Source organism: Polynucleobacter sp. MWH-HuK1 (assembly GCF_018881815.1).
In the GTDB taxonomy this organism is placed as follows: domain Bacteria; phylum Pseudomonadota; class Gammaproteobacteria; order Burkholderiales; family Burkholderiaceae; genus Polynucleobacter.
The window spans coordinates 1,289,577-1,309,249 of the sequence record NZ_JACVPP010000001.1 but is presented as its reverse complement, the minus strand read 5'-3'; the positions used below and the strand labels follow the sequence as shown (position 1 = coordinate 1,309,249).

Below are 19,673 nucleotides of genomic sequence, written 5' to 3'. Positions count from 1 at the left end.
AATGCCCTAGACTCAATCCCAATGAAATACGACCCACTTTATGACCCCCTCACCTCCCAGAATCCTGGGACAGGTCAAGACTATGCGCCAAGTTACTGGGTGGCAAGCGCTGGAACAGCTCCATCAAATGATGGGCCAGTAACCCAAGACTTTGATACCGATGTTGTTGTAATTGGTTCAGGATCAACCGGGGTTTCAACGGCACTTTATTTGGCGCAGGAGCATGGCATCAAAGCAGTCATTCTGGAAGCCAACCAAACCGCTTGGGGTTGCTCCAGTAGAAGTGGCGGTCAAGGACAAAATGCCAGTGGTCGACTATCCCGCTCTCAGTGGATTGAGCGCTGGGGTTTAGATACTGCCAAAAAACTTGATCGAGAGATTTACACCGGCTTTGAAAACTTCAAAGACTTAGTCAGTCAAATAGATTGTGATGCAACTGATGGCGGTCACCTCTACGTCGCACATCGTCCAGAAAAAATGATCTACCTTCAAAATGAAGCGAAAGTTCGAAAAGACGTATTTGGCTACGATCCACTCCTCATGAGCGCGCAAGAACTCAGAGAACATTATTGCGACGATCATGATGCCGCTGGAGCACTTTTAGAGCGTGAAGGCGTTGGTATTCATCCACTTAAATTTACATTTGGATTGCTCCGCAAAGCACAAAGTTTAGGAGTGAAAATCCACACCAGTAGCCCAGTCGAATCTTGGGAAACGATTAATGGGGTTCATCACATACGTACGCCGGGCGGAAATGTTCGCACCAAGCGTATTGCGATCTGCACCGGCGGCTATGGCGTACAGGGCTTAAAGCCCATCAAAAATCGCATCCTTCCCATTCTGTCAAATTCAGTGGTGACTAGACCGCTAACCGATGCAGAGATAGCAGCATGTAATTTTCGTTCGCACACTTTCTTAACTGATACACGCACACTGCGTTTTTATTACCGCCTACTGAAAGACAATCGACTACAGCTAGGTAGCCGTAGTTCTATTAGCGGTGCCGATGCAAATGCACCAGAACATCTCAAGCTATTAATAGACGCTATCGCTAGAAAGTTTCCGCCGTTAGCAGGCATTCAGATTAATTACTCCTGGTGGGGGTGGGTAGATGTTAGTCATGACATGATGCCTCGCATCACTCAACCCGATCCAAAGCAAATGGTCTGGCACGCCCTCGGCTATGGTGGTAATGGCGTCTCCTTCTCTACTTGGGCTGGCAAACGCTTGGCCGAACTGATTGCTGGAAGCAAAGTTAATTCTGAAGTGTTTAAGTTACCGATTTATAACTCCCCTCTCGAATTTCCTAACCTCTTTGGACAAGTGCGCTCAGAGGCACTTGCTCCATTTAGAAGATTGGGGCAAAGTTTTCTCTATAAGTGGTATTGGCTCAAAGATGAAAAATAACCCTCTCATTCAAAAATTCAACTCACACTCTATAAAGGCACCCATGAATCTTGTTCATCGCATCGTCTTCGGTATCACTGCTGCCCTTGGCCTAGTTAATGCAAGCATTGCAGCACCTGATACTGATTGGCCTAAAAAACCAATTCAAATGATTCTCTCCTTCCCTGCGGGGGGCTCAACTGATGTGTTTGCGCGTAGCATCGCTGCACCATTAGGAGACGCCTTGGGACAGGCAGTGGTAATTGAAAATAAACCAGGCGGCGGCGGGATGATTGGTATGACAGCTGCAGCCAAAGCTAACCCAGATGGCTACACAATTCACTTCAGCGCTCTAACAAATCAGGCAATTGCCCAAGCCCTTTTCACTAACCCACCTTTCTCCCTGCAAAAGGATTTTATCTCCGTTGCACTAGTGGGATCAGTACCTCACGTCTTAGAGGTAAACCCAAGCGTTCCCGCCAAGAATATGACCGAACTGATTGCGTTCATTAAATCCAAGAATGGTAACTTTAATTACGCATCACAAGGCAATGGCACCCTATCTCATCTAGAGTCCCAGTTATTTATGCAACGTATCGGCGCTACCGGAGTACATATTCCCTATAAAGGTAGTAGCTTTGCATTGCCTGACTTAATTGCTGGCAATACTTTGATGATGTTTGATAGCATCACTGCATCTCTGCCGCATATTCAAAGCGGCAAACTCAGACCAATTGCGATTGCCTCTTCCGAGCGCTCCCCTTTGATGCCAAACGTGCCTACATTTGAGCAAGATGGCATGAAAAAATTTGATGTGGAGAATTTATTTGCTATCTACGCACCTAAGGGCACCTCTCCTGTAATAGTTGAACGCCTGGAAAGAGAAATTCGCAAAATTCTGACAAATCCAGACTTTAAAGCTAAATTAGCCAATCAAGGTATCCATCCTCAGTTTGCTAATTCTGAAAAGTTGACCGAGATCACCGTTGCCGAACATGAGAAGTGGGCAAAGATTGTGAAGGCCTCCAATATTAAAATTGATTGATTCGTAACCGCATTGCATAACTAAAAGACTTACTATGTTGATTTCCCCTCCCTTTGGTGGTGGCCGCGCTCCGGTGCTAGCCAGAAATACGGTTGCCAGCTCCCAACCACTTGCAACCCAAGCTGGCATTGAAGCCTTGCAAAATGGTGGTAACGCAGTGGATGCCGCTCTAGCAACAGCCATCACACTGACTGTTGTTGAACCCACTATGAATGGCATAGGCGGGGATGGTTTTGCAATCCTCTGGGACGGTAAAAAAATTCATGGTTTAAATGCTTCGGGTCGTGCACCTGCCGCTTGGAAACCAGAGTACTTCGCTGGAAAATCAGCTATGGATTTAATTGGCTGGAATACGGTTACCGTTCCAGGCATGGTTGCCGGGTGGGTTGACCTGTCGCGTAAGTTTGGAAAATTACCGTTTGCTCAGTTATTTAAACGCGCAATTGATTATGCTGAAAATGGTTTTCCAGTTTCTCCAGTCATTGCACGCCAATGGCGTGAAGCAATACCGATCCTAAAGAACCAGCCTGGCTTTTCTGAGTCATTTTTGATTGATGGTAAGGCCCCACAGGCAGCTCAAATCTGGAAATATCCTGCACAAGCCAAAACACTTAAAGAAATTGCTACCACTGAAGGCGAGTCTTTCTATAAAGGCCCACTCGCTCAGAGTATGGTCGACTTTGCTCAAGCAACTGGTGGCTGCCTCACCATGCAAGACTTTGCTGATAACCAATCGGAATGGGTTGAACCCCTCGCATTTGATTACGGTGAATACACTCTTCATGAAATTCCACCTAACGGCTCAGGCATTGCAGCGCAAATTGCTTTGGGTATTTTGCAAGCAGCAAATGTGAAGCAATACCCTGCTAATTCTCCTCAGCGCATTCATTTACAAATTGAAGCGATGCGTATGGCTTTTGCTGATGTGTATGCCTACGTTTCTGATGCTCGCTCAATGCAAATGCCAGTGACTAGCTTACTAGATAGGAATTACTTGGCAAGTCGCGCCGCCATGATTGATCACGGTAAAGCTTCTAGCTATAGAGCTGGTGACCCTCATTCAGGTGGAACGGTATATCTGTGTGCCGCCGATGAATCCGGCATGATGATTTCTTATATCCAGTCGAACTTCAAAGGCTTTGGATCTGGCGTAGTTGCACCAGGCGGGATTGCTTTCCATAATCGCGGCATGAGCTTCAGATTAGAAAACGATCATCCCAATCAAGTGGCACCAGGTAAGCGTCCGTTCCATACTATTCTGCCGGCATTCCTAACGAAGGATGGCAAGCCTACTATGGCGTTTGGAGTAATGGGTGGCAATATGCAACCTCAAGGTCATATTCAGTTTGTTATGCGCTTTGTTGATGAATATCTCAATCCTCAAGCCTGCTCTGACTCACCACGTTGGCGCATTGATGATTTAGGCAAGCTTACCGTTGAAGCATCAATGCCAGCAAGTGTTGTGGATGGTTTGAAAGCACTGGGCCATGAAGTGGCTGTGCAACCTGCTAACAGCCTAGATTTTGGTAGCGCGCAAGCAATCGCCAAGTTAAGCGAAGATGCAGATTCAGCCTATATTGCTGGTAGCGATCACCGAAGAGATGGATTGGCTGCTGGTTTTTAGGTTGCTATTTAGAAGTTGGCAAGCAGTTCATATAGAAACGCTTGATCTCTTGATCGCAACTCACATCCCTAGGCTCAATTGGTCTTTGTAGTGAAATACCTTCGATCGTTTTGCAACGACTCAAGGCCACATAGACCTGCCCCGAGGCAAAGGCTCCCGATGAGAGATCCACTTTTACTTTGTCGAGTGTTTTGCCTTGGCTCTTATGGATGGTGACCGCCCAAGCTAGCATTAATGGAATCTGTACATAAGTACCAATGATGCTGGGAGAAATCTTTCCTGACATCATGTCATGATCGTAGCGATAGGATTCCCACTGATGACCAGTTACCTCAACAGTATTGGAGTATGGGCCGTTTTGCACCATAACCTTGACCTTATCTGGCAACATCTCACGCACCACTCCAATCGTGCCATTGACCCAACGCTTTGGAAACCCAGGGTCCGTTGCTGTAAACATCACCTTAGCGCCAACTTTCAGCACTAAATTATTAGGCGATGGCAAATTACGCTCATCGACATTAAATTTTCCAGTCGACTTACCGGCATATACCTTGCCCTCGGTGGTGATGGCTCTGAGCCCTGCCCCGTTGATTTGATCTGCACGTGCATTCGTCGTAGTGAGAGTAATTGTCTGCTCATCAACTTGCTCTTCTTTGCGATAGCACTGCGAATTAAGAATATCAATTGCCTCGTCAACATCTTGGTTAATCCGAATACGATTGAGCAGGCCAGCAAAGAACTCATCCTTTTGTCGGAAGATCTTAGAAAGCTCAACCATCGTGACATCTTTGCGATGTAATGCCATGGCGCAGAAGAAATAAGGCCCCTCGTATCCACGATCAGCCAGCACTTGCATATCGCTACTCGAGACTACCGGCGGCAGTTGAAACAAATCACCAACAAACATCACCTGAATGCCACCAAAAGGCTGGCCTTTTTGTGGACCGTTCTCGCGTAGAAATAGATCCATCGCATCTACTACGTCGGCACGCACCATCGAAATCTCATCAATGATGAGTAGACGAATATCCTTATAGAGTCGCTTATCACGCAGTGGCTTGATATCTTCCTCAGGGAAGATGAGTCGTGGGGGCAATCTGAAAAAGGAATGAATCGTCACCCCTTTTACTTGCAATGCAGCCACCCCTGTGGGAGCAACCACCACCACATTACCCGGAATAGCCTCACGCAGATAACCAATTAACGTAGTTTTGCCAGTGCCCGCCTTGCCACTAACAAAGATATAAGGATCGTGCCGCTCAATTGCCTCAATCACTGCCTCGTAATCGGGTGTGATTTCAATATCGGTAGATTGAGGGATTGAGGTAGACATCCTCTATTGTTTCACGGCATCAGCCACACACCGAAATCCAATGTAAACCACAGCAATATCACCCGGTTTTGATTCGACATCAGACTCTTGCTGTCTTTCCGGGCCGTACCACCATGATGCACCACGAGTAATGAAGCCGCCATTGCGCTCTGTAGCTGTCCACTCCCAAACATTGCCACCCATGTCATACATACCATTAACTCCAGGCTTAGTAGTGTTGGTGGTCACATGACCTGTACCCCGATTCAAAGCCCTTACAGGAGCTAAGCCCTTGTAGTCACCGCAGCCACTTAAGCAATGTGACACAGAAGGATTGCCACCCCCTGGAAATGGATAGCGTTGGCCTTTGGTATAGCCCGCTGGCGGATTGCTTCTTTGCTCCAAAAAAGCAGCATTAGTCCATTCAGCGTCAGTAGGCAAACGTTTGCCGTAATAACGGCAAATAGACTCCGCCTCTTTTTGATTGAGGTGAACTGCTGGCTCAGCGTCTTTTGCAGGAACACCGTAAGGCGTCTTCCAAGACCATCCTGGTTTTTGCACAAACCCCGCTTCATAGGAAAGGCCGCCACCCTTCTTTTCTGCTGCACTGATAAAGCTAGTGGAGGCAGCATAAGTTTTGACGTCAGCAATCGTCATCTCGGTTTGATCCCAAACGAGATTACCAATTTGCACCGATGGAATAGATGATTTTGGAGCGCCCTGACTTGGAGATGACCTCAGCATGAAATACACAGCGATTGCTGTGAGCAGCAGGCCAAAGAGGATGGTAGAGAAATCAAACTTTTTCATGTGAAAGACTGTAATAGAAAAAGCTCCACTTGGGAGCTCTCGAGATATATAGTGGGGCGAACGACGGGGCTCGAACCCGCGACAACCAGAATCACAATCTGGGACTCTACCAACTGAGCTACGTCCGCCACTGAAGACCTAAATTATAGCTTTTTGCTCAAAAAGCTGTCAAAAACTCTCTATTGCAGCCCTATTTAAGCACTTTCGAACTCAAAAGCTGCCCAATCTCCCAGGCACAGGCTTGCATCAATAAAAAAGTCCGTAATTGCCGGTTTACTCTGAACTTTAGCCAAAGCGTGGTGATCTGAGAGTCGTTGGCGCCAATATCGAGAGCCTGCCCTGCCATGAGCAAGGCCCAAAATATGTCTGGTGAAGGCGCCTATATAGAAAAGCCTTCCTTTAGCATGGCATTCGTCAAACCATGCGTGAACCTGCTTAACCAATGCGATTTGTATGCGATGCCACTCGCTCTCGCTAAAAAGATATCCGGCGGCATCTCCATTAGTATTGATCATGTCATCCCAACCCAATAGCAAAGCAGGAAAGTGATAAGCCGCTCTTCCCACCATAAAGCCATCAAAATCATCCCAATGACCGGCAATTAGCTCGTTGGTTTCTAGGCCGCCATTTAGTAAGACTTTTAAATTAGGAAATTGTTTTTGCGCATCTAAGCGAAGTTGTGCGGCTACTTCGTAACGCAATGGTGGCTTACTTCGATTTTCTTTGGGGGATAAGCCTTTGAGCACGGCATTACGCGCATGAATGGTGACTTGACTAGCACCAGCATCAGCAACAGCGAGAATGAAGTTAAGTGCAAATTGGTAGTCTTCTTTCGATTTCGATGCATCCATCGAATCTAAACCCAAGCGATGCTTTACAGAAATCGGAACATCAACTGCATTTCTCATTGCCTTGACACAGTCAGCTACCAAATTTGGTTCTGACATTAAGCATGCGCCAAAGGCACCGCGCTGAACACGCTCAGATGGACATCCGCAATTCAAGTCAATCTCATCATAACCCCACTGCTGAGCGAGCTCTGCTGATTTAGCCAAATCAGTTGGCTCAGAACCACCAAGCTGAAGCACTACCGGATGTTGATCTTGCGAATAATCTAAATGGCGTGGTACGTCTCCATGCAACAACGCTCCAGTAGTAACCATCTCAGTGTAGAGTACAGCTTGCTTTGTAAGCGTGCGATGAAAAGAACGGCAATGGCGATCAGTCCACTCCATCATGGGGGCGACAGCTAAACGTTTCTCCGGGGATTGATCCATAAACTTCTATATAAGTGCAATTGCGTTCCATTTTAAATGCATCAGGGCAACCGAAGTCGCCCTTGTTCATTCTGAGCACAGAAACTATTTTTTAATTATTTCAGCTTGGCTAACTTTGCTTCTAGCTCAACTGCGAGATCTAAAGCCCCCATATAACCAGACTTGAGATGGTTTGGTAGATCAGGATCGCCAACCATTGCACCCAGGGTTTCAACCAGACTAAAAATGATTCCTTTAGCAGCGCTAGCCGCAATCGTATTGTTAACTACAGCCTCATCAATATGATTAACTGCATCTAGAAAATAATCGTGTCCCGGCAGACCATCTGGCCCCAAAGCTTCTTTAGTCATTTGTATTTCCCTATATATCTAGATTTACAGCATTTGATCTGCTTTATAGAAAAACTTACGTGCATAAGCAAGAATTTCTTTATCTGTAGGATGGTCGACAGTTTCTACACCAACGATATTTTCAGCAATCTTAGCGTCATGTTTATGGGCATGTTTAATTAATTCTAATTTTGCAGAGCCTGGCCCCAGAATCAAAATTTCCTTGGATTCATTTACGGCATTAATTACTGAATGCAAATACTTGGAATCTAGGGCAAGTTTGCCGCTACCCACTTCACCACCCTTATGGTGCAAATGAGCATGAGTAGTTTTGCTGCGAATAACCTCAGCCTCACTAGCCTGCTGACTCAAAAACATAACATGAGCTTCTTTATGGTCAATCCAAATAACTGCATGATTTAATGACATATTCTTCCTATTATTAATAATTACTAATCTTTGAGAATACTCCTGCCAAGACTCATACATACTTTATGCACTTGATATAAATCAAATAAATAGAATTAGTATTAAATTTGTATACTGAAGTCATTCACATTTAGGTTAAATATGGCCATCTCACCCAATAAATACATGCCTATTAGATACATTCCATTTGTACTGTGTGTTTTGGCAGTCATAGCTAGTTTTGCAGCTCTAGAACTCCATCGGCAGGCATACCAATTCATGCTGATATTTGGCTTTCTCAGCTTAGTTGGCATTTATGATCTCCTACAAACTAAAGTAGCTATCCTTCGCAACTATCCTGTAATCGGACATTTGCGTTTCATGCTCGAATTTATTCGGCCAGAAATTCGTCAGTACTTTATTGAGGGTGACAATGATGAAACCCCTTTCTCCAAGGAGCAGCGTACCTTGGTATATTCACGTGCCAAGGCCGTACCCGATGAGATTCCGTTTGGCACCACCTTAGATGTGATGGCTCCGGGATATCAATGGATCAATCAATCGCTAGCCCCCACCCGCTTGCTGAGCCACAACTTTCGAGTGGAGATTGGCGGGAAGGACTGTAAACAAAAATATTCGGCCAGTATTTTTAATATCTCCGCCATGAGCTTTGGGTCTCTCAGCGCCAATGCCGTAATGGCCCTGAATCTAGGCGCTAAAAAAGGTGGGTTTGCCCATGACACTGGCGAAGGATCCATCTCTAAATACCATCGCATCCATGGCGGTGATCTCATTTGGGAAATTGGTTCCGGCTACTTCGGCTGTCGTCATCCCGATGGTAGATTTAATGCAGAAAAATACACCAAGAATGCTGTAGACCCACAGGTCAAAATGATTGAGCTGAAGTTAAGCCAGGGCGCAAAACCTGGTCATGGCGGCATTCTGCCTGGCTCAAAGGTGACGGCCGAAATTGCTGCTGCTCGCGGCGTAAAAGAAGGTGAAGCCTGCATCTCCCCTGCTTCTCATAGCGCATTTTCCACCCCGCTAGAGCTAATGTATTTCATCAAAAAACTGCGCGATCTTTCAGGCGGCAAACCAGTTGGATTTAAATTCTGCGTGGGTCATCCATGGGAATGGTTTGGCATTGTTAAAGCCATGTTAGAAACCGGCATCTACCCCGACTTCATTGTAGTGGACGGATCTGAAGGCGGTACGGGTGCATCTCCGGTTGAATTTACCAATCACGTTGGCACACCACTACAAGAAGGATTACGTCTCGTTCACAATACCCTGGTTGGCGTGAATCTTCGCGATCAAATTAAGATTGGCTGTGCTGGAAAAATAATTAGCGCATTTGATATGGCAGTTGCCTTTGCCTTAGGCGCAGACTGGTGCAATAGTGCCCGTGGGTTTATGTTCTCTATTGGATGTATTCAGGCACAAGTATGCAATACCGGAAACTGCCCTACCGGAGTGACCACTCAAAATCCATTGCGCCAAAAGGCTCTAGTGGTTCCAAACAAAGCTGAGCGAGTATTTAATTTCCATAATGAAACTCTGAAAACACTAAAAGCTTTAGTTGAAGCTGCGGGATTGCATCACCCTGGTGAGATTGATGCGCCACACATCATTCGACGCATTAATAAACATGAAGTGAGACTTTTATCCTTCCTCTTGCCAGAAATGCCGGCAGGACTTCTACTTACTGCAGGCCACATTGATCCAAGCCTGAATTTACCGAGAGTTTTTGATCTGTATTGGCACCGCTCTCAAGCGCAAAGCTTTTCCGCTCTAAAAAACTAACTCCCGAGAGCTTCTAAAGGACCTTAAAGCACGAGTTATTGGGTCCATAAACTCCACTTCCTTAGCCAGTAACTGCAATGGCTTAGAGAAGTCTAGGTCATATTCTTGATAAGGCGTCAGAACTGGATAGATCTGATCGTTTTTAATAGGAATTTGAAGGGTATTCAGATGGCATCGAAGCTGATGCTTTTTACCGCTACCCGGGGTTAATCGATACTTAGCCCAGGATTGTTTTTTATCGATCAATTCAATCAATGTGTCAGAGTTAGGCTCTCCTTCTATCTCATGCATTTGCAAGAAGTGTTCGGATTCTTCAAGACGACTTTGATAATTCATTGGGAGCTTTTGTTCGAGATCATTCGAGTAAGGCGCAATAGCTTCATATATCTTCTTCACCGCCCTATCTCTAAAGAGATTTTGGTACTGAGAGCGCTCATGTGGATTAACCGAAAAGATGACTAGGCCAGCAGTATCTCGATCAATGCGGTGTATTGGGCTTAGCGTATGTATGCCAGTGGTTTTCTTGAGGCGATTGAGCAAAGTTTGATGTAAATAAAGACCGCTCGGCGTTACTGGTAAAAAGTGGGGTTTATCAGCTACAAGAATATGCTCATCTTGATACAGAATATGCTCTTCATATGGAATGTCTGGCTCACGATCCAACCTCCGGAAGTAGATTAAATGGGAATTTGGGAGGTAGGCATCATTAGCGGCCAGAGCATGGCCCTCTTGATCAAGAATAAGACCATCCTTGAAGCGGGAAATCCACTCATCCTCTGCAATATGAGGAAAATGCTTTACAAAAAAGTTGAGTAAATTTGCATGAGATTGATCAGCAGGTAGATATACCTGCGATGCCGATACTCCCTCTGAATTAACTCTCATAAAGCTCCGCTAACAAATACTGCTGTCGCCCAGTTTAAATTAATCGAGTCAAGGGCTCTACATTCAAGCATCGCGCAAAAGAAAAACCGCCCGAAGGCGGCTTTACTGCGATGCTGTGATTGCTTAGTCTGCGTAAATACCTGCAGCTTTAATAATCGGTGACCACAAATCAATCTGTGCCTTCAAATGCTTTTTCAGGCCTTCTGGGCTAGCATTTGCTTGCGATGGAATCTCCACACCCAACTCAGCCATATGCTTTTTATACTGAGGATCTTGAATTGCGCCTTGCAATGCCTTGGATAATTTATCCATCTCTGCTTTAGGCGTACCTTTAGGCGCATAAACACCATGCCACACTTTAATTTCAAAGTTCTTCAAGCCCTGCTCGTTGAGTGTCGGAATCTTATCAAAGGCTTTGAGGCGCTGCATGGTTGTTGTGCCGTAAGGCTTGATAGAGCCTGTTGTTAGCTGACCGGAGATATTAGTTGTTTGATCACACATCAACTGAACTTGACCGCCAATTAAATCTGTTAAGGCAGGAGCTGTTCCTTTATAAGGAACGGTAGTCAAATCCAACTGAATGCGGCTCATAAAGAGTAAGCCACATAAATGGCTAGCAGAACCTACGCCCGCATTAGCGTAAGCAATCTTACTAGTATTAGCTTTCATGTAAGGAAGTAATTCTTGGAAGTTCTTTGGAGGCAAATCCTTATTGCCAACCAAGACCATTGGTACGTCAGCAACTTGACCAACATACTCATAATCATTCATAGGATCAAAACCTAAGTTCTTGTAAAGCGCCGGAGCAGTAGACATGCCAATATGATGAATCAACAAGGTGTAACCATCATTCTTGGAGTTAATTACTTTCTTAGCTCCGATTGTGCCACCAGCACCAGGACTGTTATCCACAATCACTTGGCCCTTGAGTTGCTTGCCCATAGCAAGAGCTAATTCGCGCGCAACTTTATCGGTTGGACCACCAGCTGCAAAAGGCACAACCAAAGTAATCGGACGATCGCCAGGGAAATCCGCAGCCTTAGCAACAGAAATGCTGACACCTAATGCACACAGCAAAATTGCTGCAATGCGGAAAATTGATTGGGACATTTTCACAGTAAACCTAGCCTTTCGTGATTTAACAAATAATCTAACAGTTTAGAGAATTTGTAACTTCAGCGGTGAAAATTCTGAGTAAAAAATCAGTTAACTACTTAAGGTACTGAAATAACGACCTTTTATCCACAGGGCGACGGCAACCAAGCCAATCATGATGGGCACCTCGACCAGCGGACCAATTACCGCTGCAAATGCTGCCCCGGAATTAATACCAAAAACAGCTATTGCAACTGCAATGGCGAGCTCGAAATTGTTACTAGAAGCAGTGAAAGATAAAGTACAGCAGCGTTTGTAATCTAAACCCATCTTGGTAGTTATGACAAAGGTAATCGCAAACATCACACCAAAATAAACGAGCAATGGAATGGCAATTGTTAAGACATCTCCAGGTAATTGCAGTATTAGCTTACCCTTCAAGCTAAACATTACGACAATGGTAAATAACAAGGCAACTAATGTGATCTTTCCGATCCTGGGCACAAAGTTCTCGTGATACCACTCTTTAGAAACAATCTTGAGCGCCACATACCTAGTAAGCAAGCCGGAAATACAAGGAATGCCTAGATAGATAAAGACGGTTTTAGCAATTTCTGCAATCGTAATACTGACGTTGGAGCCAGCCAATCCGAAGAATGGTGGCAATACAGTTAAAAAGAAATAGGCGTAAAAGCTAAAGAACAAGACCTGGAAAATGGCATTAAATGCTACCAAGCCGGCTGCATATTCTGTGGAGCCTTTGGCGATATCATTCCAGACAATCACCATGGCGATACACGGTGCAATACCAATCAATATCAGCCCAGCCATGTACTCTGGTTGGTCAGGCACAAATATGATCGCCAGCATAAACATAAATGCAGGTGCAATGATCCAATTCATCAAGAAGGCTATTGCAAAAATGCTTTTGTCCCTAAAGACATCTGGCAGATCTTCATAACGAACTTTTGCGAAAGGTGGATACATCATCAAAATCAAGCCAATCGCAATGGGGTAATTAGTGCTGCCTACCTGGAATGAATTGATGAAGCCCTCTACCCCTGGGAAAAAGTATCCCAAGCCAATACCAAGTACCATAGCAGCAAAAATCCAAACCGTTAAGTAGCGATCCAGAAATGATAGTTTTTTAGTTAATGAAGTCATGGGGCCATTTAGTTAAATCTGAGCGTGAATGTTCTTGAGGCTCATGGAATCTAATTTATCCAATGGCATCTCAGCCAAGATGTCGATGCGCTTTTTGAGACCATTCATTAGCTCATTAAAAGCAGCCCTCTTTTCAATATCGGTGCCCTGGACTTGTGATGGATCAGGAAAACCCCAGTGCGCCGTTACAGGATTACCTGGCCAGAAAGGACAAACCTCTCCAGCAGCGTTATCACAGACGGTAACGATGAAATCCATCTTAGGAGCATTTGGTTCGCCAAAAACGTCCCAGCTTTTGGATTTGAGTAAGGCTCGATCCATGCCAAGCTCTACAGCGATATCTGCTGCAATAGGATTAACGCCGGCTCCAGGCGTAGAGCCTGCTGAGAAACCTCTCAACTTGCCGCTTGGATGTGTAGAGGCTAATGCCTCCCCCAAAATTGAGCGCGCTGAATTATGAGTGCAAAGAAAAAGAATGTTGTATTGCTTCATACTGATTTAGACCTTTTGATAGCTTTGACAGTGCTGCAGTCTTGCCCACCACAGCAGTTTTCCAATAAGAATTCACTGAGATTTTTCACAAGCTTGGCATTTGGACGATAGATTAAGTTACGACCCTGTCTCTCAACTAACAGGAGATCTGCATGCGCCAACTCCTTGAGGTGAAAGCTCAAAGTAGCGTTTGGAATACCCAACTTCTCAATAATTTGGCTTGGCGTAAGACCAACATCGCCACGTTGCACAATTAAGCGAAAAACATTGAGTCTTGACTCTTGGCCTAAAGCTAGAAAGGCTTGAACAGCATCTGTATTTTTCATATTTCCAATTATATAGAAACATATGACAGAAATATTACAGACCTCTAGAGCCTGTAATTACTTTGATGCTCGGCTTGGGATTGATTTACCCTTTATTTTTTGAGCTTACTAAAAGCCGCTGCCATCGCATTATTGATAGGCAGCGCCTGCCTTCTATCCTCTTGCGGCTTTTTAGGCTCTGCTGTGCGTGGGCGATTTGGGACTCTTTGTTCAGGCTTAGCTCCCACTTTAGGCGCCTCATCACTCAAACGCATTGTTAAGGCGATTCGCTTTCGCTTTTCATCTACCTCAAGCACTTTAACCTTGACGACCTGACCTGCTTTCACAACGCTATGCGGATCTTTTACAAAGGTATTGGAGAGCGCTGAAATATGTACCAAGCCATCTTGATGTACGCCAATGTCTACGAAGGCACCAAAGGCCGCCACGTTAGTAACAACGCCCTCTAGAATCATGTCAGCATTCAGATCGCTGATTTTTTCTACTCCATCCTTAAAAGTCGCCGTAGTAAATTCTGGGCGGGGGTCACGACCTGGCTTTTCTAACTCCCTCATAATGTCAGTAACCGTTGGCACACCAAACTGTCCATCAGCATACTTTTCTGGTGAGAGTGATTTAAGAAGAGCGGAATCACCAATCACTTCTTTTACACCCTTCTTAATATCTTTCAGAATTTTTTCAACCAATGGATAGGATTCTGGATGAACTGCAGAGGCATCTAATGGATTATTGCCATTCATGATGCGCAAGAATCCTGCAGCTTGTTCGTAAGTCTTCTCTCCAAGGCGCGGAACACTCTTGAGGTCTGCTCTCGACTTGAATGCTCCTTTGCTATCACGATAGGCCACGATGCCTTCCGCTACGGCAGTGCTTAACCCTGAAACCCTTGCTAGCAATGGCGCAGAGGCTGTGTTCACATCAACACCGACCGCATTCACACAGTCCTCTACAACCGCAACCAAAGATTTGGCCAATTGGGTTTGCATCACATCATGCTGGTACTGACCTACGCCAATTGATTTAGGGTCGATTTTCACTAATTCAGCTAATGGATCTTGAAGTCTTCTAGCGATAGATACAGCGCCACGCAATGAAACATCCATACCAGGCAATTCTTTAGAGGCATACTCGGAGGCAGAATAAACAGAGGCACCTGCTTCAGAGACAACAATCTTAGTCAGCTTTAACTCAGGCTTTGCCTTAATGAGCTCTTGAGCCAACTTATCCGTCTCACGAGATGCTGTGCCATTACCAATAGAAATTAGTGTCGCACTGTGTTTCTCAGCCAATTTAGCCAAGGTATGCAATGAACCTGCCCAATCATTCTTAGGCTGGTGCGGATAAATCACATCGGTATCAACCACTTTGCCTGTGGCATCAACGACCGCCACCTTCACACCAGTTCGCATGCCAGGATCTAAGCCAATGGTTACTCTAGGACCAGCTGGAGCGGCTAAGAGCAAGTCTTTGAGGTTACGAGCAAAGACATTGATTGCCTCAGTTTCTGATCGCTCACGCAGTGCAGTCATGAGCTCTGACTCTAAATGTAAAGAAAATTTGATTCGCCAAGTCCAGCGCACGGTATCCGCCAACCATGCATCGGCTGGGCGGCCATCATTTTTAATCATGAAGTGATTAGCGATACGAGTCTCGCAAGGATTGTGCGGTGAATCCCATTTTGGTTTTTCTTCTTCAGAATCTAAACGCAAGCTCACCATTAGCACCTGCTCACGGCGACCTCTAAATAAGGCTAAAGCGCGATGCGAAGGAATGGCTTTAATAGGTTCAGAGTAATCAAAGTAGTCTGCAAATTTTTCACCCTCTTGTTCTTTACCAGCAATCACTTTGGACTCTACTACTCCATGGTCTTGCAAATACTCTCTAAGTGACTGAACTAGCGTGGCGTCTTCAGCAAAACGCTCCATCAATATCTGACGAGCGCCCTCGAGAGCCGCCTTGGTGTCAGGCACTCCAGGGTTACTAGTGCCATCTACGTCAAACGCTTCTTTAATGTATTTGGCAGCCTCTGTTTCAGGGTCCAAATTTGGATTAGTGAGCAAATCATTCGCCAGTGGCTCTAAGCCAGCTTCTAAGGCAATCTGAGCCTTAGTCCTGCGCTTAGGCTTATATGGAAGGTATAGATCCTCTAGGCGAGTTTTATCCTCCGCCAACATGATGGCTTTGAGTAACTCTGGCGTCATCTTCTTCTGCTCTTCAATGGAGGTAACGATTGTTTTGCGACGTTCTTCTAATTCACGAAGATAACTAAGGCGTTCTTCCAATAAACGTAATTGCGCGTCATCCAATCCACCGGTGGCTTCTTTACGGTAACGAGCAATAAATGGAACGGTGGCACCCTCATCCATCAGGGCTATAGCAGCAGCTACTTGAGTAGGCTTAGCGGAGAGTTCATTTGCAAGGCGTTGTTCAATCGATGGCAGCATGTATGTCTATTTATTAAACGGATATTTAAATATTTTTATTATTTTTTGTATTCTGATTTCAATGAAGAACAAAAGCCACCAGCAGGTGACTTTTGTTGTGAAACTAAGCTAGCTTATTCGCGTGAGGCTTTTTTACGCTCATGCTCCTTGAGGTAGCGCTTACGAATGCGAATACTCTTCGGCGTTACTTCAACCAACTCATCATCATCAATAAATTCAACCGCATATTCTAGGTTCATGGCGATTGGGGTAACCAAGCGAACCGCTTCGTCAGTACCAGATGCACGAACGTTAGTTAATTGCTTGCCCTTAATAGGATTCACAACTAAGTCGTTATCACGACTATGAATACCGATCACCATGCCTTCGTACAAAGGATCGCCAGGGCTTACGAACATACGACCGCGGTCTTGTAGCTTCCACAATGCGTAGGCAACTGCTTCACCATCATCTTGGCTAATCAATACGCCATTATGACGCTCACCCAAGATGCCGTCTTTAGCTGGTGCATATGAATCAAATGTATGACTCATCAAGCCATTACCACGAGTCATGGTCATGAAATCGCCTTGGAAGCCGATCAGACCACGCGCAGGAATACGGTACTCGAGACGTGTACGACCTTTTCCGTCACTCACCATGTCGAGCAATTCGCCTTTACGCTTACCCAAGTCTTCCATTACGGCGCCTTGAGTCGTATCTTCAACGTCAACCGTTAAGTTCTCATACGGCTCCATCTTCACGCCATCTTCCTCATGGAAAACAACTCGTGGACGAGAAACCGCCAATTCGTAACCTTCACGACGCATTGTTTCTACCAAAATAGTGAGATGCAATTCACCGCGACCTGACACTTCAAATACGGTGTCATCATCGGTATCTCTAACGCGCAAAGCCATATTTGACTTCAATTCGCGATCAAGGCGCTCTCGAATCTGACGGCTAGTAACGAACTTACCTTCACGACCAGCTAGTGGGCTAGTGTTCACCATGAAGTTCATGGTCAATGTTGGCTCATCAATCTTGAGCATTGGCAATGCTTCTGGTGTATCTGGCGAGCAAATGGTTGTCCCAATCGCTAAATCTTCAATACCGTTAACCAGAACGATGTCGCCCGCTTGTGCCTCATCAACCAACTCACGCTCCAAACCACGGAACTTCAATACTTGGTTAATACGGCCTTTACGTTGAATGCCGTCTGGACCATCCATAAACACTACGTCCATACCAGGCTTCACTGTTCCACGATTTACGCGACCTACACCGATCTTACCAACGTATGTGCTGTACTCAATCGAGGTAATTTGCAACTGCAATGGGCCTTCTGGATTGTCATCACGAACTGGAACGTGCTTGAGTACTGTGTCAAACAATGGGCGCATATCGCCTTCGCGTACATCGTCAGTCATGCCAGCGTAGCCATTTAAACCTGAAGCGTAAACAACCGGGAAATCCAACTGCTCTTCTGTGGCGCCCAATTTGTCAAACAACTCAAATGTTGCATTGATTACGTAATCAGTACGGGCGCCTGGGCGGTCAACTTTGTTAATGACAACGATTGGCTTCAAACCTAAAGCCAAGGCTTTCTTGGTTACGAAACGCGTTTGCGGCATTGGGCCTTCAACCGCATCCACCAAGAGCAATACACCATCAACCATGGAGAGTACGCGCTCTACTTCACCTCCGAAGTCCGCGTGTCCTGGGGTATCAACGATATTGATATGTGTACCGTCATACTCAACCGCACAGTTCTTGGACAAAATAGTAATGCCACGCTCTTTTTCCAAGTCGTTTGAATCCATGACGCGTTCGGTCATTTTTTCATTAGAGCGAAAAGTGCCTGATTGGCGCAAGAGTTGGTCAACCAAAGTAGTTTTACCGTGGTCAACGTGGGCGATGATGGCGATGTTACGAAGTGCGCGTTTAGTCATGTGAAGCTTCTAAAGTTAAAGATAAGTAAAAAGGGTTATAAATAATGATTGCTTAATGTACCTGCGAAATTAAACGCTTCGGATGCAAAACTCCAGAACGCCAATCGGCAGTACCAATAAAGTTATGGGGAGCAGCAGTTGCGCGATAGATGCGCACTAATGCCTCGATAGAAGGTAAATTGAGCGGAACGCGTTGCCCCATCTCAAGGCGCTTAGCCTGTTGCTCATCTACTGTGAGGTGTGGCAAGGTTTGCAAGAGTGCATCTACTGGCAATATATAGTCAGCGGTATTTTGTAGACCGCTTTGGATTGATTCAATCGTAAAAGACTGTTCGAGAGTAAGGTGCCCTACTTCAGTACGACGCAAACCCTGCAAATGAGCACCGCAACCCAGAGCATTGCCAATATCTTCAGCCAGAACACGAACATAAGTGCCCTTGCTACAACTCACTTCTAGAGTAGCCTCTGGCCAGTTGATATTAACCCAGCGAATGGAGTGAATAATGATGTCACGCGGTGCACGCTCTAATTCCACACCAGCACGAGCATATTCATAAAGAGGTTTACCATCGCGTTTCAAAGCCGAGTACATTGGTGGCACTTGAGAAATAGCGCCTGTAAATTTAGGCAGCAGCGCTTCTAAGCAGGCCTTCATTTCAGCGTCACTTGCGAATGTTGGTAATGGTAACTCTTCAACAATTTGACCTTCTGCATCGCCTGTATCGGTGCGTGAACCAAATTTCACTTGCGCAATATAAGTTTTATCTGCCTCGAGCAAGTCTTGAGAGTACTTGGTAGCTTCACCCAAGCAAATAGGCAACAAACCAGTTGCCAATGGATCTAAAGTACCAGTATGTCCAGCCTTATCAGCGTTAAAAGCACGTTTGACTGCAGTAACTGCGCCCTGCGAACTCATTCCAGCAGGCTTATCTAGCAGTACTACGCCGTCGATTCTGATAGCCATAAATTACTTTGTCTCGTCTTTATGATCGCTCTCGACTGCCTGATCGATCAAACGAGACATCTCTATGCCATGCTCAACTGAGCTGTCATAGTGAAAATGCAATGTAGGCACTGTATGGATGTGCAAACGCTTAAACAGTAATGAATGCAAATAGCCGGCTTTTTCCTGAAGCGCTTTTAAAGCATGCTCAGGCTCAGCGCCTAAAACAGTAAAGAATACTTTGGCATGCGCTAAGTCAGGCGTGAGCTCAATACTTTGCAAAGTAATCAAACCTAAACTTGGACTGCGCAATTCACGAGGAATGAGTTCGGCCAGGTCTCGCTGAATTTGATCAGCAAGACGCTGGTTGCGATGCGGGCTAGTCTTATGCATATT

General features: G+C 45.4%; 18 protein-coding genes and 1 tRNA gene. 4 read left to right on the top strand and 15 right to left on the bottom strand.

The genetic code is table 11. The features are described 5' to 3' along the window. Positions 1 to 21: 21 nt before the first annotated feature. Genes ICE93_RS06755 through ICE93_RS06745 form a run of 3 tightly spaced genes read left to right on the top strand, consistent with a single transcriptional unit; the run spans position 22 to position 4,055 of the window. On the top strand, positions 22 to 1,407 hold the full coding sequence (locus tag ICE93_RS06755; protein ID WP_216186758.1) for an FAD-binding oxidoreductase: 1,386 nt from the start codon (positions 22 to 24) through the stop codon (positions 1,405 to 1,407). A 43-nt stretch (positions 1,408 to 1,450) separates the two neighbouring features. Next, positions 1,451 to 2,431, top strand: coding sequence for a tripartite tricarboxylate transporter substrate binding protein (locus tag ICE93_RS06750; RefSeq protein ID WP_216186755.1), 981 nt, complete (start codon positions 1,451 to 1,453; stop codon positions 2,429 to 2,431). A 34-nt stretch (positions 2,432 to 2,465) separates the two neighbouring features. Then, positions 2,466 to 4,055 (top strand): gamma-glutamyltransferase family protein, encoded by a 1,590-nt coding sequence (locus ICE93_RS06745; protein ID WP_216186753.1) that lies wholly within the window; start codon positions 2,466 to 2,468, stop codon positions 4,053 to 4,055. A gap of 4 nt (positions 4,056 to 4,059) precedes the next feature. Here ICE93_RS06745 and ICE93_RS11465 read toward each other — a convergent pair whose 3' ends face one another. From ICE93_RS11465 to ICE93_RS06715, 6 genes are all read right to left on the bottom strand, one after another. After that, positions 4,060 to 5,391: an ATP-dependent RecD-like DNA helicase gene (locus ICE93_RS11465; protein WP_216186751.1), complete on the bottom strand. Its 1,332-nt coding sequence runs from the start codon at positions 5,389 to 5,391 to the stop codon at positions 4,060 to 4,062. Between the two features lie 3 nt (positions 5,392 to 5,394). Beyond that, a complete protein-coding gene (locus ICE93_RS06735; RefSeq protein WP_216186749.1) occupies positions 5,395 to 6,180 on the bottom strand; it encodes an SUMF1/EgtB/PvdO family nonheme iron enzyme in 786 nt (261 codons plus the stop codon). A 52-nt stretch (positions 6,181 to 6,232) separates the two neighbouring features. Further along, positions 6,233 to 6,308 (bottom strand) — tRNA-His (locus tag ICE93_RS06730). Positions 6,309 to 6,374: 66 nt separating this feature from the next. Next, the gene (dusA, locus tag ICE93_RS06725) at positions 6,375 to 7,457 is read right to left on the bottom strand and encodes a tRNA dihydrouridine(20/20a) synthase DusA (RefSeq protein WP_216186748.1); all 1,083 of its coding nucleotides are present in this window, start codon (positions 7,455 to 7,457) and stop codon (positions 6,375 to 6,377) included. Positions 7,458 to 7,552: 95 nt separating this feature from the next. After that, the gene (locus ICE93_RS06720) at positions 7,553 to 7,807 is read right to left on the bottom strand and encodes a hypothetical protein (protein WP_216186746.1); all 255 of its coding nucleotides are present in this window, start codon (positions 7,805 to 7,807) and stop codon (positions 7,553 to 7,555) included. Positions 7,808 to 7,831: 24 nt separating this feature from the next. Continuing rightward, positions 7,832 to 8,215: a translational machinery protein gene (locus tag ICE93_RS06715; RefSeq protein ID WP_216186744.1), complete on the bottom strand. Its 384-nt coding sequence runs from the start codon at positions 8,213 to 8,215 to the stop codon at positions 7,832 to 7,834. Positions 8,216 to 8,356: 141 nt separating this feature from the next. Between ICE93_RS06715 and ICE93_RS06710 the strand changes: the two genes are divergently transcribed. After that, positions 8,357 to 9,997 (top strand): FMN-binding glutamate synthase family protein, encoded by a 1,641-nt coding sequence (locus tag ICE93_RS06710; RefSeq protein ID WP_216186742.1) that lies wholly within the window; start codon positions 8,357 to 8,359, stop codon positions 9,995 to 9,997. Here the strand turns inward: ICE93_RS06710 and ICE93_RS06705 are convergent. The 9 genes from ICE93_RS06705 to rbfA form a co-directional block, all read right to left on the bottom strand. Next, a complete protein-coding gene (locus ICE93_RS06705; protein WP_216186740.1) occupies positions 9,986 to 10,882 on the bottom strand; it encodes a pseudouridine synthase in 897 nt (298 codons plus the stop codon). The two genes, ICE93_RS06710 and ICE93_RS06705, sit on opposite strands and share 12 nt — an antisense overlap. Positions 10,883 to 11,005: 123 nt before the next feature. Continuing rightward, a complete protein-coding gene (locus tag ICE93_RS06700; RefSeq protein ID WP_216186738.1) occupies positions 11,006 to 11,992 on the bottom strand; it encodes a tripartite tricarboxylate transporter substrate-binding protein in 987 nt (328 codons plus the stop codon). Between the two features lie 96 nt (positions 11,993 to 12,088). Further along, positions 12,089 to 13,141 (bottom strand): ACR3 family arsenite efflux transporter, encoded by a 1,053-nt coding sequence (arsB, locus tag ICE93_RS06695; protein ID WP_216186736.1) that lies wholly within the window; start codon positions 13,139 to 13,141, stop codon positions 12,089 to 12,091. 12 nt (positions 13,142 to 13,153) lie between these two features. Beyond that, the gene (locus ICE93_RS06690) at positions 13,154 to 13,639 is read right to left on the bottom strand and encodes an arsenate reductase ArsC (protein WP_370624624.1); all 486 of its coding nucleotides are present in this window, start codon (positions 13,637 to 13,639) and stop codon (positions 13,154 to 13,156) included. Beyond that, positions 13,630 to 13,959: a helix-turn-helix transcriptional regulator gene (locus ICE93_RS06685; protein WP_216186733.1), complete on the bottom strand. Its 330-nt coding sequence runs from the start codon at positions 13,957 to 13,959 to the stop codon at positions 13,630 to 13,632. Before ICE93_RS06685 ends, ICE93_RS06690 begins: the two co-directional genes overlap by 10 nt. 92 nt (positions 13,960 to 14,051) lie before the next feature. Next, positions 14,052 to 16,403, bottom strand: a complete 2,352-nt coding sequence (locus ICE93_RS06680) for a Tex family protein (RefSeq protein ID WP_216186731.1) — start codon at positions 16,401 to 16,403, stop codon at positions 14,052 to 14,054. 113 nt (positions 16,404 to 16,516) lie between these two features. Continuing rightward, on the bottom strand, positions 16,517 to 18,334 hold the full coding sequence (gene typA / locus ICE93_RS06675) for a translational GTPase TypA (RefSeq protein WP_216186728.1): 1,818 nt from the start codon (positions 18,332 to 18,334) through the stop codon (positions 16,517 to 16,519). A 52-nt stretch (positions 18,335 to 18,386) separates the two neighbouring features. Further along, positions 18,387 to 19,298, bottom strand: a complete 912-nt coding sequence (truB, locus tag ICE93_RS06670) for a tRNA pseudouridine(55) synthase TruB (protein ID WP_216186726.1) — start codon at positions 19,296 to 19,298, stop codon at positions 18,387 to 18,389. 3 nt (positions 19,299 to 19,301) lie between these two features. After that, on the bottom strand, positions 19,302 to 19,670 hold the full coding sequence (rbfA, locus tag ICE93_RS06665; RefSeq protein WP_215346622.1) for a 30S ribosome-binding factor RbfA: 369 nt from the start codon (positions 19,668 to 19,670) through the stop codon (positions 19,302 to 19,304). Positions 19,671 to 19,673 lie beyond the last annotated feature (3 nt).